The sequence below is a fragment of the Anabaena azotica SJ-1 genome, from assembly GCF_047275885.1.
GTDB lineage: Bacteria > Cyanobacteriota > Cyanobacteriia > Cyanobacteriales > Nostocaceae > Trichormus_B > Trichormus_B azotica_A.
On record NZ_CP178454.1, the window covers coordinates 4,568,544 to 4,584,556 of the forward strand.

Consider the following 16,013-nt stretch of genomic DNA (forward strand, 5'->3'; position numbering starts at 1 on the left):
AAGAAGAGAAGTTTTTGGAGCGGGGTATAAATCCCCCTTACAAAAACGGCCTCCTGCCTCCTGCCTCCTGCCCCCTGCCTCCGTTATTCGGCTTGGGCTATGAGTGTGACTCTTCCTTTGGAGCTATAACCAACTTCACCGATATATCTGTTGGAATCATGCAATTCTGCAACAATATATTCTGCTGATTGGTGTGGATCTAAGGTTGGGTTTAAATCAATTGCTCTTAAGAAAACTTGTGGCCATTCCCATCTCAAACTTTTGGTTAATCCAAATAATCCTGCACCGATGACTCCAAAGTTTTCTGTGTGGTCTAATCCAAATGCACCGTCGAGATGGGCAACTGTACAGAAGCTAACTCTTCCTTCTAATTCAGCGGCTGTATTGAGCGATTGTTTGAGATGTTTGGCTATCAAAAATACTTGTTTAACTATCGCTTTTTCTGCTTCTGGATAGGAGGTGGTAAATTGTGGATGTAGGTGAATGAATGCCCCAATCTTTCCGTGTTTGGCGGTTATGCTTTGTAGGAGTAGTTGCAGATGTTCTTCACTCATGTTTGCCAAGGTGATGCGGGTAACGTCTGCTGGTAATGGTGATTGTTCTGGAATTAATGATTGGGGGAAACTCAACACTACTACTTTCCAACCTTGTTCGATGAGTGCATGAGTTAGTTTGGTGGTGGTGAGGGAACCATCATCGGTGATTAAACCAATGTGTCCCTCTGGTGGTTTGCATTCGCAAAAATCTGGTCGAGGTAGGGTTTTTAGTTTTACAGGACGACGGGGAAGATTTGGGTCTACTACTGGTGGTGGGGTTAAGTCCACCACTTCTGGAATGTGTGAATCTGCTGTTATTTGGTCAACATCAAGCTTTTTTTTTTCACCTCCCACCAGTTTCTGGAGGTAGTTCACTATCTGTCCAATTGTCCGTAGGTCGCCTAGTTCTTCTATATTTGGTTTGGGTAAGTTGGGGTATGCTTCTTGCATTCCTCCTAATATTTCTACCCGTTTGATGGAGTCGATACCCAGGTCGGCTTCCATGTCCATGTCTAGTTCTAGCATCTCGACTGGGTAGCCTGTTTTTTCACTGGTGATGTTTAACAGGGTTTGAGCTAAATCAGCATATTCGTTGCTGTCGTTTGCTGGCTGGGGAGTAACTATTAACTCTTCTTTGACTTTCTCTGTCACCTGTAACCTGTCACCTGTCACCTCTTCTGTCACCTGTAACCTGTCACCTGTCACCTTTTCTGTCACCTGTAACCTGTCACCTGTCACCTCTTCTGTCACCTGTAAGCTGTCACCTGTCACCTGTTTTTGCAGATATTCGACGACTTGACCAATGGTGCGTTTTTCTGCGAGTTCTTCTAGGTTTGGTTTGGGTAGGTCTGGGTATAATTCTTGCAATCCTCCCAAAATTTCTACCCGTTTGATGGAGTCGATACCCAGGTCGGCTTCCATGTCCATGTCGTATTCGAGCATTTCGATGGGATAACCTGTTTTTTCGCTGGTGATGTTGAGGAGGTTTTTACCTAGTTCCTTAATATCAACTCCAGAAGTTTTTGGTTGTGGAGTTAATGCTACAGGTGCAACTGGTTCTGGTTGCTTTTCTACAACTGGGGCGGGTGTTTCTATGATGGGTTCTGCAATTTTAGGCAGGGTAACTGCTTCTATTACAGGTGCGATGGTTTGAATTACTGGTTCTATTACGGGTTGGGTTTCTACTATTTTGGCGGTAGGGGGAACAACTGTTTCTGTAATAGTTGGTTCTGGGCTTGGGGGCATCAATTCCCGTAGACTGTTGGTGTGTGTCTCGGTAAATTGGGGGGGAATTACAGGTTGAGTTGTTTCTGTACCGTCAATTAGTAGTGAATATTCTTGTTGAATTAGTTGGAAAAAGTTTTTGGTGTATTCTACTTGTTCGCGTAGATATTTTTCATGAATGCGGAGGGTTTCAGCTTGTTGGTTGTGAAACTGCATCATGCTACGCTCGAAGCTTTCCATAACTACTTGTTTGATGTGGGCAGTTTCTGAAGAGTTGCTGTTAATAAACAGGGTGTTCTGTTGTTGCATCAGTTGGAAAAATGTTTTGGCATATTCCATTTGATGGTTCAGATATGTGCTGTGAATTTCTAAGTTATCGCCTTGGTTGTGTTGAAACTGGTTCAGGAGGTTTTCTAAACTTTCTAGAACCTGTTGGAAGTTGTGATTTTGATCTGATGTTTCCATTTTCCCTCCTAGACGTTCTGCGATCGCATAACGTGCTGTAGGTAATAATTCTTTGGTTGCTTGATTTAAATTTACAGGTGTGGCTGGATTCATCTGGGATTGTTGTGGAGAAGTGATTACAGGTGTTTTCTTGTGTCCGTTACCGTTGCCATTTCCGTTTCCGTTGTTTCCATTATTGGTAGGAGTGACAGGGGTAACGGAATTTTTAACTTCTAAAATCTTGGATTCTGGTAATTCTGGACTCCTGAACTCCTGAACTTCTTGAACTCCTTGAACTCCTTGAATCTTGTATCCATCCTGTAATGCTTCGGTGAAGGCATTTCTGGTTTTTTCGGAAACGTAGTTAACACCCTTTAATTTGACGGTTAATGCTTTTTTGGTGGGAGTTGCGGGTATGGCTGGGGGTAGTTGGTAGGGGTCAAGATTGCTTAAAGCCATACCAATGACGCGCAGTTGTACCGCTGCTTCTCTGAGGGAGCGATCGCTATTTTTCTGGGTGCTGGGATTGAGTGATACTGTAATATGAGGGCGATCGCCTAATGTATCTTTGACTAAGTTGCTCAGAATTCGCTTTGGTCCAAATTCTACGAAGCAGTAACCACCCGCAGCATAGATGTTTTCAATCTCTTGCTTGAACAGCACTGAACTAGAAAGGTGTCCTTCCAGAACTCTTTGAATTCCTGATGGTTCTTGGGGATATTGTTTACCAGTAACATTGCTGAAAACGGGAACTTTGGGATTTTGAAACTCGACTGACTTAGTAGCGATCGCAAAGGATTTTTGAGCAAATGCTATCAAAGGTGTGTGGAAAGCGGCAGAAACTGGTAACAATACCGCTCCATAGCCTAATTCCTGGAACTTTTGCTGGATTTTCTTAATTTCCGCCGTCGGTCCAGCGAGTACAACCTGTGTGGGAGAATTAAAGTTAGCGATCGCCACCTGGGGAAAACTCCGCAGCACCGCTTCTACTTTATTAATATCTTCCTTCACCGCCAACATACTACCCGCATCATGGTCTGGGTCTTTCGGTGCAGCCATCGCTTGACCTCTAGACTTAACCAAGAACAAATAATCCTCTTCAGTCAGCACTCCCGCCGCCCACAAAGCCGTCAATTCACCAAAACTATGTCCAGCGGCAAAATCTGACTTAAACCCAGCTTCCTGGAAAATAGAATACAGTCCCGCACTAAACACCCCAATCGCCGGTTGAGCATATTCAGTTCTTTGCAAAGCCGCAATTTGAGCATTTTTCTCTGCTTCTTCAAAAGTCGGACGGGGGAAAACAATCTCCGAAATAGGCTGCAAATTATCTTTAATTAACAAACCATCCATCTGACTATACAGCCGACGCAAAGCAGGGAAATTCATCACCGCTTCCCTACCCATTTCTAGGTATTGAGAACCTTGTCCAGAAAACAAAGCCACCACTTTTCCACCCAATTCCATCCCCGCAGCACGGTAATAAATACCTTGAGGATGTTCCCAAGCAACTGCTGACTGCTTATTCTTGAGCAAATCAATACTAACTTTCAGTAACTTACAAGTTTCTTGTAGATTCTCAGCTACAAACCCAATTCTGGCCGCAGCTTGAGGAATAGCTACAGACTTCGATTCTTGAACCAATTGAGAATAATGTCTTTCTCCCTCGTTAGATTGCAAATTATTGAAAGTTGCCTCTAACTTCGTAATCAATTCTGCCGGAGTAGAACCAAATAGTAACACTTCACTCGGTGCATTATGTAAACGATAAGCTTGCTGTTGTTCGGCTTCGTATTCTTCCAAAACAACATGATAATTAGTACCACCAAAACCAAAGGAACTTACCCCCGCACGTCTTGGTGCTTCACCTTCTGCACGTATCCAAGGTCTAGTTTCAGTATTCAAATAAAACGAAGAATTTTGAATATCGAGCTTAGGATTTGGCTCAGTAATATTGATAGTTGGTGGTAAAATCTTATGGTGTAGTGCCAGAGCAGTTTTAATTAAACTTGCTGCACCTGCTGCGGCTTTAGTATGTCCAATTTGAGATTTTACACTACCTAAAGCAATATGCTGTTTTTTGTTGTCATGTTGATTCAAGAAATCTCGCAAAGATCCAAATTCAGTTGGATCTCCAGCCATCGTTCCTGTACCATGTGCTTCCATCAAACCCACAGTAGCAGGAGAAAAACCAGCATCATTGTAAGCACGTTCTAAAGCCTTAACTTGTCCTTCTTTCCGAGGAGCATAAATACTCTTGTAGCGGCCATCGCTAGAAGTGCCAATACCTTTAATCACTGCATAGATTTTATCACCATCTCTTTGGGCATCTTCGAGACGTTTCAGAACAATCATCCCGATACCTTCACCCAACATCATCCCATCCGATTTAGCATCAAACGGTTTCACATTATCGCTGGGAGTAACAGCAGGAGTTTTGCTGAAAGAAATGTAAGCCATAATGGAGTTATCTGTATCTACTCCACCAGTCAGCATCATATCGCTACGATGTTCAACTAGCTCACTAATAGCCATTTTTAAAGCACCAAAGGAACTAGCACAAGCAGCATCAACTACACAATTAGTCCCACCAAAATTGAGACGATTGGCAATTCTTCCAGCTACCACATTTGCTAACATTCCAGGGAAAGCATTTTCATCCCATTTGATATAAGCACTTTTGATTTTATCGACTATTTTCTGAGTATCTTCGTCAGATAAACCACTGCTTTTGAGAACTTTTTCCCAAATCGGATACTCTAATCTTGCAGATAGAGGTATTCCTAATTGCTTGGCTTGCGCTACACCTAAAATCACCCCTATATTCTCGCGACTAAATTCACGAGCTTCACCATAACCCGCATCTTCCATCGCTTCTTTCGCAACTACCAAACTTAACAGTTGCGATACATCCGTAACTTCTAAAATGCTGGGAGGAATACCAAATTCCATCGGGTTAAAATCAACTTCAGGAATAAATCCACCGCGTTTGCAATAGGTTTTATCTTCTGGTGTTCTGGGGTTAGGGTCGTAGTAATCTTTAACGCTCCAATGGCTCTCAGGAACATCAGTAATACAATCAATTTTATTAACAATATTTGCCCAATATTGGCGTAAATTTCTGGCTTGTGGTAATAGAGAAGCCATACCAACAATTGCAATAGGATTTTGTTGGAGTTGTCTGTTAATTTTGTGAGTTGACATTTGGTTTTCTGATTTCATTTTTTTTCCCTCTATAAACCTAATCAAATCCTTTTCACAACTGTTAACAAGGCTCTCTAACTCTGCCAAGGCAGTATTAATAGAATCAGCAGACATAATGGCATAGAGTAATCTTGAGGACTGTGGATTGTTTAGCTACAGTAATTTCTGTTGCTTATAAATAATGAAGCGATCTCTTTTAAGAAACAGTGTTTCACGTAGCTGCGTAAGCAATTAAGCTTTTCATCCATCAACACCACACGGTAAATACTACCTTGTTTAAGCATCTAAATAATTGGCATTCTTGGTGTTTTCAGGGAATGTGGCAACGCTGTAATAGTGAGAAAATACTATACGATGTACGACCCTTGATATTTTGGTAACTGGTCGGTCAAATTCCGAAAATTGGTAAGATATTCTGGGCTTTGTTGCGATACTAGATTGGTAAATACAGCAGATTGCAGATCAATGAGGTACAGAATCTCAATTTAAACCTAGACAGCAAGAGAGTTTTACCCCTGAATCCTAAATCCTGCTGTAGTATCCAATCTGCATAGGATATATTTTCAAGAATTGAATCCCAATTAAACAATAAAAATTGACCTTTAGACATGAAATCAGAAATGGATTTTTCCCTTGCACATTTTGAACTGTAGCTGGTGTTAATTGCAACATCCTGAATCTTATTCAATACCATGTCCAGTTTCACCGTCCAGGATAATACATTTTATGGGATTCGACTAATAAAAGCTGCCAAACTCGTTACAGAAAGAACACTACCTTGAATCAAAATTCATACGATATGAAAAACACTTAAACTGTTCTGAACACAATGTGGCTGGTTTATAGTATTTTTTCCTTTTTACTTTCAGTTGGTTGAGTAATTGCCTTGCTGCTTTTAAATATTGAATTAATACAAAGACTAACACAACTTCTAGAAATTGAATAGTTCATTTAAAGTAAGTTTAGAAAAAAGATATTTGGTTCATGAACTTACTTTTCAACATCTCATCCCTACAAGCGTATAATCTTAGACATAATTCCTACAACAGGGGTTTTAGTGCTTAGGTGCAATTGAGTAGTGTTTCCTTGATTTATTAAGCTAAATTAACAGATTGTCTAGCTAGTTACAAATCATTAAATACACAATTTATCGCCATGAACATAAATATCGGTTTTTCACCAAAACATGATAATTTAGCCTCGTTTTTTGATGAATTTATAAGATAACTCAATTTATTACTCAAAATAGTTATTTATAAAGCAAATATTAATTTTTAGGATGTGTTTACTTCAACACCAATGGATTAGCCGCGGCTGGGAAACCAAGTAAAATGTAAGGAAATTTAGATATTTTTAGTTGATAAAGCCTGATTTGATAAGAGAATTACAGATTTAATATTTAAATTATGAGTTGCTAATGTAATACCCCAGAGTAAATAGATGATTTGAGCTAGGTTTATGAGTACAAAAATAATTTTGATGCAGATGAAAATTAAACAAGCAAATTTAATTTGTTGACAAAATCAAATATTTTTGGCAAGATTGAATTTAAGTTTATCTAGTTTTTTAGTTGAGTATATCAACCATTTCTCACATCTAGAAATTGAGATTGTGGATTAGCAATTTGGTATTTACCGCTACGTGATCAAATACCCATTCAAGATACAACTGAGGATACCTAAAAGTAATATCACCGTTAATTCTGCTCTTGTTGCTGTAATCTATAGCTCCTCAATTACGTTGGCTTCAGGAAGTAAAAACGTAATAATTCAGCATTCCATTTAGCAGTCAGCTAATACCCGATTGTAGCCAATTCATTCGTGTTACTTTGCAGAAAGTCACAACTTTGTAAATAGCTATCCTTGTTAAATTTCAGCCTGATCTATTTTGGCTGAATACATACACTGATATAGCTATGACAACTATCTATGAAAAAAAATGGAATAAAAATATGGCATTAAACAAAGAACGTCGGTTATTGAAAAGAGTCGCTAAGAAGTGGAAAATTATTTTAGCCGCTTCTATTACTTTAGCTACAGGGTTACTATCTTTTTACAGTTTTTCTCAATTAAAATTAAAAGCTAATTCTCAGGTTCATTTTTCCTCAATTAGTACCCCCAAACCAATTCCTGTAAAACAGTCCGTAACCGCTTTGGGACGTTTGCAACCACAAGGTAAAATTACTTATTTATCTGCACCTAATTCCATTAACGGTGTGCGTGTAGAAAAACTGTTAGTGAGTGAAGGAGACGAAGTAAAAACAGGACAACCATTAGCTTATTTAGATGACTATGCTCGCTCTAAGACAGCGATTAAACAAGCTTTTGATAAATTGCTAATTGCCAAAGCCAAACTAGCACAAGTACAAGCTGGGGCTAAACCCGGAGATATCAATGCTCAAAAAGCAACAATAGCTCGTTTAGATTCCCAACTAAAAGGAGAAATTGCGGCTCAAACAGCTACAATTAACCGTATTCAAGCTGAAGTAGATAATGCTCAAAAAGAGAGCGATCGCTATCAGCAATTGAACAAAGACGGTGCCATTTCTGCTTCCATTGCAGATACCAAAGCCTTACAACTGAAAACATCACAACAACAGTTAACAGAAGCTAAAGCCACTCTTCTCCGTACTCAAAACACACTCCAAGATCAAATTAAAGAAGCCACAGCTAAACTCAACAGTATTAAAGAAGTACGCACTGTTGATGTGGCCTTAGCAGAAGGTGAAGTCAAAAGCGCCGAAACCGCTATTCAACAAGCCAAAGCAGACCACGAATTAACCTACATCAAATCTCCTATAGATGGCAGAGTTTTGAAAATTCGTTCTAAAAATGGCGAAGTCATCACTACATCCGGCTTTGCTGAACTTGGTAAAACAGCAGAAATGAATGTACTTGCTGAAGTTTATCAAACCGATATTCAAAAAGTGCGTGTAGGTCAAAAAGCCATCATCACTAGTACTACCTTTCCTGAAAAAATACATGGAACTGTAAAAGCAATTGGTTGGCAAATTGACAAACAAAACATCTTTAGTGTTAACCCCAACTCAGATACAGACCGCAAAATAGTTGAAGTCAAAATATCCATAGATAATCCTGATGATAGCAAAAAAGTATCTCGCTTGACCAACTTACAAGTAGATGTCGCTATCCAAATTTAGTCATTAATAATAGGTGACAGGTGACAGTGAATAGGGAATAGGTGACAGGTGACAGGTGACAGGTGACAGAAAGATGAATAATTCCATTACCAATTACCAATTACCAATTACCAATTACCACTTACCAATTACCACTGACAACTAACAAAATATATGATTGTAAAAATTCCTTTAGCATGGCTACAGCTTGCCCAGCAAAAAGTACGTTTTCTCGTAGCTGTAGCCGGAATAGCCTTTATTGTACTGTTGATGTTTATTCAACTTGGCTTCCAAGATGCACTATATTCTAGTGCTACAGCAGTACATCAAAATCTCAAAGGTGATTTATTTTTAGTCAGTTCTCAATATAAAGCTTTGACTGCTAATCAAAGTTTTTCTCGAAATCGTTTATACCAAACATTAGGTTTTAATGGTGTCGAATCAGTCAGCCCTATATATTTGCAATTTGCCAAATTAAAAAATCCTGCTACTGGCGAAAAATATTCAATCTATGTCATAGGTTTTGACCCAGGAAAACCAGTCATGAATCTCCCGGAAGTCCAGAAAAATTTGGATATACTCAAAATTACTGGTGTCATGTTATTTGACCAAAATTCTCGACCAGAATTCGGTCCAATAGCAGAAAAATTTAAGCACGGAGACACTGAACAAACAATTGAAATCTTTCCCTTTGATTCTCTTCAAGGTTATCGGGTCAGAGTCGGTGGTTTATTCGGTTTAGGTCCTTCCTTTGGTGTCGATGGAAATTTAATTGTTAGCGACTCAACTTTTTTAAAGATTAATCCTAATACCCGTCATGCAGAAAACATAGATGTAGGTATTATTAAACTCAAACCAGGTTTTGACCCAGATCAGGTTTTAAAAAATTTGCAAGCAAGTCTACCTAATGATGTACAGATATTTACTCGTAAAGGCTTTATTAATTTTGAAAAAGAATATTGGGCAGCGAGAACACCCATAGGTTTCATACTTAATCTGATGCTAACTATGGCTTCTGTGGTGGGTGTAGTTATTGTTTATCAAATTCTTTACAGCAATATCGCTACTCAATTTATTGCCTACGCAACCTTAAAAGCTATTGGCTATGCTAATGGTTATTTATTAAATGTGGTTTTTCAACAGGCATTAATTTTAGCTTTATTAGCTTATATACCAGGATTTATTTTCTCCGTCGCTTTATATGATTTTGCTATGGAATCAACTAAATTACCCATCGTTATGACTACTAATAATGCCCTTATCGTCTTAACCTCTACAGTTTTAATTTGCATCACTTCTGGAGCATTAGCAATTAATAAACTTCGCTCCGCAGATCCGGCTGATATCTTCTAGAAAATTTGCCTTAAATTCACCTACCTCATCAATATTTCACTACTATGAACCTCAACAATAAAACTATTCTCATCACCGCAATTGATGAATTTATCGGCTTACGTGCCGCTGAATTAGCTATAGCTCAAGGCATGAAAGTCAAGGGAATACAAAGTTCTTCAGTTCAGGATCAAACTCTAAAAAATTTAGGAGTTGAAATAATCGTTGGTAGCATCACTGACGAAAAAATTGCTCAACGAGCTTGTCAGGGAGTAGACATTATTTTACATACTGCTCAATTAGCAGAAGAAGCTGGAGAACTTAAGCCCTTTCGAGAAATAAATGTTGGTGGGACTCTCAATATAGCTAAAGCCGCAAAGCAAGCTGGTGTGAAAACATTTCTACATCTTTCTACTGTCCTAGTTTATGGCTTTAACTATGCCAATCAAATTACAGAAACGGGAACAGTTGCCAGCGATAATAATCCCTACTGTCAAACAAAAATTGAAGCCGAAATAGAAGTTTTAAAACTGAATTCACCACCAGATTTTGGTGTGATTATCATTCGTGCTGGAGATGTTTATGGCCCAGGAAGTCTGCCTTGGATAGTACGACCAGTTCTGATGATGCGACAAAAATTATTTGCCTATGCCAATGATGGTAAAGGAGTCATGAATCATTTATATGTAGATAATTTGATTGATGCCATATTTTTAGCAATAGAAAAAGAAGCTTACGGCGAAATTTTTAATGTCACAGATGGTGAAGAAACTTCTTGGAAAGATTATTTTATTCACCTGGCAGCAATGGAAGGTTTACCTGCACCTATGTCTCTGCCTAAAGAGGAAATGAAATTATTTTTACGGGTCAGAAATCAAGGACAAAAATTATTTCGCAAAAAAGCTGATATTCTTCCTGAATCCGTCGATTTTATGAGTCGTCTATATCCTTATTCCATTGCTAAAGCTACGAACATATTAAACTATAAACCCAAAGTTGATTTGGAAGAAGGGATGAAGCGTACACATCAATGGTTGCAAAAAACAGATATCCAAAAATTGATGAAGTAGCACAAGCATTAGTAGAAGTTGTAGAAGTTATTGGGGAATAATGTATGTACAAATTTCAGCCAAAACTAAGTATTGGGCTACCTGTATACAATGGTGAAAAATTTATCCAAGAGTCGTTAGATTCCCTATTAAATCAGACTTTTGGTGATTTTGAGCTAATTATCTCAGATAATGCTTCCACAGATAATACTGAAGAAATTTGTAGAAATTACGCTGCACAAGATCAACGTATTTGTTACTATCGTCAAGATAGTAATATTGGTTGTGCGCGTAATTTTAATCGTGTATTGGAATTGTCTAAAAGCGAATACTTTAAATGGGCAGCTTATGACGATTTACACGCACCTGATTTCATCAGTAAATGTATGCAGATACTTGAGCAGAACCCTGATTATATCTTGTGTCATTCTCACACATATTTTATTGATGAGCAGGGTAAGTTTCTGCAAAATTACAACATTAATCTGAATACTAATTCAGCAAAATTACAGGTTAGATTTAATGAATTATTAACTAAACATTTGGGCTATCAAATGTATGGTGTAATTCGCAAATCTGCTTTAGAAAAAATACCTCCTATGGGTGGTTACGGTAATGCAGATGGGATTTTATTATTAAGACTGGGTATGATTGGACAGTTTTATGAAATCCCTGAATACTTATTTTTTGCAAGGAGTCACTCTCAACAATCTTTGAGTATGTTCTTTCCAAATTACTTGGAAATTACTAACAACAACCCTCAATACTCATTAGATATGCTACCAGATTTTTATGAGTATTCGGTGTGGTTTGATTCTAGTAATCAAGGGAAAATTCTATTTCCCCATTGGCGAATTTTTAAAGAATATCTACTTTCAATTAGTCAGAGTTCACTGAATCTCTATGAGCAATTATTGTGTTATTTTTTCCTTTGCAAAAAGCTATCTGGGAACGAATTTTTATTAGTTAAAGATTTGTGGATGGCTGGAAAAATATTGCTTTCCAGGAAATTGGCAACAGCCAAAGCAGCAAAAGCACAAGTTTCATCCCATTATTCTGGCATCAATTAATATGTTGAAAACATCTCGCTTCTCTTATTTATTGCTGGCGACTTTATTAAGTTTCACCTGTGCTAACACTGTTCATGCAGAACCAACTACAACACTAACTGTAGTAGTAAATGGTATCCGTAACAAAACAGGTGAAATTTGCTTCAGAGTTTACGATTCTGAAAAAGGATTTCCTATGAGTAATTCTAGTGAAGTTAAAAGTGGCTGTACTAAAATTACTGGCAGTTCTGTGAAGAAAGTATTTTCGGGAGTAAAACCTGGTACTTATGCTGTTGCCGTAGTGGACGATCAAAACGGTGATAAGAAACTCAATAAGGACTTTTTTGGTATTCCTCAAGAAGGTTTTGGAATTTCCAAAAATCCCATTGTTTCTATCCAAACTGGTACACCAAAATTCCAAAAAGCCAGTTTTAAAATGACCAAAAATACCACTGTCAATATCACCATGAAATATTCTCTTGATCCCTAGAGAATAGGTGAAAATCAGCAGGGAATAGGAAAGAGGCATTGATTAATGTTTCCCTATTCTCTCATCCCCAGTCCCCAACCCCTAATTATATGGAAGATTTGACCACCTTTCTGTCTAAGTCTTTGATAGGTTGGTTGGTAATTCAAGTATGTTTAACGCTGGTATTTTTATGGTATCTGCGTTCATACAAACAACCTTTATTATCAGATGACCAGTTACCTAAAACGGCAGTAATTCTTTGTTTACGAGGTGCTGATCCATATTTACCACATTGTGTGCGATCGCTCTTAAAACAAAACTACCCCCAGTATGATCTCAAGCTGATCATTGATAGTCCAGAAGATCCAGCCTTTAAAATAGTCAAAGAAGCGATCGCCGAAATCGGTGCAACTAATGTTCAAATTAGCACATTGAGAACAGTACGCCATAATTGTAGCCTTAAATGCAGTTCATTGGTACAAGCTGTTTCCGATTTAGACGATTCTTACCAAGTAGTTGCATTAGTAGATGCAGATACCATAGTTCATCCCAACTGGTTAAGAGAATTAGTTAGTCCTCTCACTGATGAAAAAGTGGGATTAACAACAGGAAACCGTTGGTATGTACCCACAGGCAAATATTGGGGTTCTTTAGTACGCTATACCGGCAACGTCTCAACCGTTGTGCAGATGTTCCTATTTCAAGTTCCTTGGGGTGGCAGTTTAGCAATTAAAAAAGAACTGCTAAACCAAACAGAATTACTTGAAAAATGGGGAGAAGCTTTTGGTGATGATATGCTCATGCATAAAATTATCAAAAAACATGGATTACGAATTAAATTCGTCCCTTCCTTGTTAATGGTTAACCGAGAAGAAAGCAACTTACCCAATTTATTAACATCTCTCAAACGCTTAATACTTTGCTCACGACTCTATCACCCCAATTGGTTAGCTTTAGTCAGTGATGCTGTTTCCAGTATTCTATTTCCCACCTTGACTATCGTATTAGCTTTAGGATTGTTGTTAGCAACAGAATGGAATCAGTCAGTTTCCCTATTTAAATCCTATAGCATCTACACTATCGGATTACTCTTGTTGATGCTAGTCATGGAACTAGGAGTACAAGAAGTAATTCGCTCTCAAGGTCAAGTGACTCCTCAAATTTCACTAACCACAATCATAAAAATGTTAATTGCCATCCCTCTCACACAGTGGGTTTATGGATTGGCAATGCTATCTTCCCTTTGGATGTCAACAGTTACATGGCGCGGACTTACCTATAAAATCCAAGGTCCCTGGAATATTCGCTTAGTTGAATATCATCCTTATCAATGGTTAGATCAACCAATTGATGGTAAAATTTCTCTGTAATTTTATGTTGGTATTTTGTTAATCTCCAAATACAAACACCAACATTTTCATGAAAGAGTCGCTGCGTAAATCCTCACCCAGCCATTTCATGAAATAGTTATTTTCTAATGAAAAAACAACCTCTTCGCATCGCTTTATTTACAGGATTGTTTGCTCCATTCCTAACAGGAGTTTCAGTCGCAGTACATCAGCGAGTACGTTGGTTACTTGAACAAGGACATCAAGTTTTTCTCATCCACCCAGAAATAAACAGTCAGTATCCTAAAATAGTTGGGAATCGTCCCATGCCGGGACTAGAAGAACTACAATCTTTCCCTAAATTTTCATCTTACGCCTTCCCTACACAACCTCTAATCTTCTACAAATCTCTACCTCAACCACTTAACTATCGTCATTGGAGCGATACTAAATTACTAGAGAAATTTCAGCCTGATATCATCATTGTTGAAGAAGCAGCACAGATGAGGGGGTTATACTCAATTTTCTTGCAAGGCTATGGTCGGCCGATAGGAGTTGAATACGCTAAACGTACTAAAACCCCAATTATCTCCGTTTTTCATACTGATATCGTGGCTTATATCCGATATTATTTAGGAGATGTATTCTTCAGTTTAGTGCGTCCAATTGTTCCTATTTTAGTGAAGCAATTTAGTGATGCTTATAGTCTCAATTTATTTCCATCTAGAGAACAACTATCTAAATACCAAAAGCTAAAATGTAAACGAGTTGAATATGTTCCTTATCAGGGAATTAATTGCGAAAAATTTCACCCCCGGAACATCTGTTATGATCCAATACCTGATGATAAACGCCCAACTATTATCTTCGTTGGACGCATCACCGCAGAAAAAAATGTCACTCAACTTTTAGATGCCTTTCCATTCATTGCTGCTAAAATTCCCGATGTCCACTTAGTTATTATTGGCAGCGGACCTTTAGATCAAGAAATTCGTCGCCGCGCTCAAGCTTTTCCATCTGGAATAACAATTTGGGGTGAATCTCACGGTACTGAACTTTTGGGATGGTTTGCTAGAGCCGATGTTTTTGTTAACCCTTCAGTCACGGAAAATTTCTGCACTACAAATAACGAAGCTTTAGCTTCTGGAACTCCTGTAGTTGCAGCTATGGCTCCTTCAACTCCTGAACAAGTGATAATTGGTTATAATGGCTTTCTGGCTCAACCCAACAACCCCAAAGATTTTGCTGAAAAAGTAATTAAAATCCTCGAAGATCCTGACCTCAAAGCACAATTATCTCAGCAAGCTCGTCCTTCAATATTAGAATTTGATTGGTCAATATGTAGCGAAAAATTTGAAGATAAGCTCTACCAATTAGTGGGAATACCCAAAATAGTGGAGTTATCTAATAATTAGTCATCATCCACAGGTTGATAAAAACAGCCAATTTGGCTACTTATCTTTAATAATGTCTGGTAGAGTATTGAAGTAATTGACCTGTGGGCTTTTAGGTTGCAGGTTTGAGATATTAACAAACTTTACCAAAATTTTATCAGTAGAGAAATGACCTACTCCAACTGATAACTATTGGTAACGTCCTCAACTGTGCCTAAAAATCATTAGACCTCATAAGTGATGATTTATGAGGTCTTTCATTAGAATTAGGACGTAAGAATTCAACAGTCAGGCTTCAGAATGTTTGCGAAATTGGTTAATTATCAAATATAGGAATCAAATAAGATTCCTATCTGAGTGCATAATTTCTGACAGTTTCAGGATTTACGCAAACAGAACAAAAATAGAGGTAATACCCTAACGGGAAGCAAGCTACATGAATTACCTCTACGCAAGAATCAAGTTTTTAGTCAAATCTTGCCTAAGTCCTAAGTTTAAAAAACTTGCCGACATAAATCTTTTAATTATGTCTAATTTTTCAGCCTATTCAGGGATAATAAACATCAAATAAAAGTCCAATATCTGGCGATTAAAGAATAAAGAAGAAGACAAATATTTTTACTGTTTACAAAAATACTGACAAATTTTAGATGATTAATTTATTGGTATTAATAGGAGTTATAGAGTAGGTGTAATTTATTTGTATTGCTATATATTCTCAACTAAAATCATTTATTTATTAGACTTAATTCCTGGAGTTATGTCCTAATAATTACAGTTATAGACTTGATTTTTTAGGTTCTGTCAGCAAAAATGCAAATAAGTCTAACATCTTGTAGGCTCTC

General features: G+C 37.9%; 8 protein-coding genes. 7 read left to right on the top strand and 1 reads right to left on the bottom strand.

The window, feature by feature from the left end:
- Positions 1–83 precede the first annotated feature (83 nt).
- The gene (locus ACLLO5_RS19945) at positions 84–5,522 is read right to left on the bottom strand and encodes a beta-ketoacyl synthase N-terminal-like domain-containing protein (protein ID WP_413172235.1); all 5,439 of its coding nucleotides are present in this window, start codon (positions 5,520–5,522) and stop codon (positions 84–86) included.
- 1,837 nt (positions 5,523–7,359) lie between these two features.
- Here ACLLO5_RS19945 and ACLLO5_RS19950 point away from each other — a divergent pair.
- The 7 genes from ACLLO5_RS19950 (at position 7,360) to ACLLO5_RS19980 (ending at position 15,189) form a co-directional block, all read left to right on the top strand.
- On the top strand, positions 7,360–8,568 hold the full coding sequence (locus tag ACLLO5_RS19950; RefSeq protein ID WP_413176140.1) for an ABC exporter membrane fusion protein: 1,209 nt from the start codon (positions 7,360–7,362) through the stop codon (positions 8,566–8,568).
- A 153-nt stretch (positions 8,569–8,721) separates the two neighbouring features.
- On the top strand, positions 8,722–9,900 hold the full coding sequence (devC, locus tag ACLLO5_RS19955; RefSeq protein ID WP_413172236.1) for an ABC transporter permease DevC: 1,179 nt from the start codon (positions 8,722–8,724) through the stop codon (positions 9,898–9,900).
- A 44-nt stretch (positions 9,901–9,944) separates the two neighbouring features.
- Positions 9,945–10,949, top strand: a complete 1,005-nt coding sequence (locus tag ACLLO5_RS19960) for an NAD-dependent epimerase/dehydratase family protein (protein WP_413172237.1) — start codon at positions 9,945–9,947, stop codon at positions 10,947–10,949.
- A gap of 44 nt (positions 10,950–10,993) precedes the next feature.
- Positions 10,994–11,998 (top strand): glycosyltransferase family 2 protein, encoded by a 1,005-nt coding sequence (locus ACLLO5_RS19965; protein WP_413172238.1) that lies wholly within the window; start codon positions 10,994–10,996, stop codon positions 11,996–11,998.
- 1 nt (position 11,999) lies between these two features.
- Entirely contained in the window at positions 12,000–12,467 is a 468-nt protein-coding gene (locus ACLLO5_RS19970; protein WP_413172239.1) for a DUF2141 domain-containing protein, read from the top strand.
- Between the two features lie 89 nt (positions 12,468–12,556).
- Positions 12,557–13,816: a glycosyltransferase gene (locus ACLLO5_RS19975; protein ID WP_413172240.1), complete on the top strand. Its 1,260-nt coding sequence runs from the start codon at positions 12,557–12,559 to the stop codon at positions 13,814–13,816.
- Between the two features lie 107 nt (positions 13,817–13,923).
- Positions 13,924–15,189, top strand: a complete 1,266-nt coding sequence (locus ACLLO5_RS19980) for a glycosyltransferase (RefSeq protein ID WP_413172241.1) — start codon at positions 13,924–13,926, stop codon at positions 15,187–15,189.
- Positions 15,190–16,013: the final 824 nt, after the last annotated feature.

Coding starts and splice junctions, on each gene's coding strand:
- ACLLO5_RS19960 (WP_413172237.1), top strand. CDS start 9,945: ATGAACCTCAACAATAAAACTATTCTCATCACCGCAATTGATGAATTT.
- ACLLO5_RS19975 (WP_413172240.1), top strand. CDS start 12,557: ATGGAAGATTTGACCACCTTTCTGTCTAAGTCTTTGATAGGTTGGTTG.
- devC (WP_413172236.1), top strand. CDS start 8,722: ATGATTGTAAAAATTCCTTTAGCATGGCTACAGCTTGCCCAGCAAAAA.
- ACLLO5_RS19945 (WP_413172235.1), bottom strand. CDS start 5,522: ATGTCTGCTGATTCTATTAATACTGCCTTGGCAGAGTTAGAGAGCCTT.
- ACLLO5_RS19965 (WP_413172238.1), top strand. CDS start 10,994: ATGTACAAATTTCAGCCAAAACTAAGTATTGGGCTACCTGTATACAAT.
- ACLLO5_RS19970 (WP_413172239.1), top strand. CDS start 12,000: ATGTTGAAAACATCTCGCTTCTCTTATTTATTGCTGGCGACTTTATTA.
- ACLLO5_RS19980 (WP_413172241.1), top strand. CDS start 13,924: ATGAAAAAACAACCTCTTCGCATCGCTTTATTTACAGGATTGTTTGCT.
- ACLLO5_RS19950 (WP_413176140.1), top strand. CDS start 7,360: ATGGCATTAAACAAAGAACGTCGGTTATTGAAAAGAGTCGCTAAGAAG.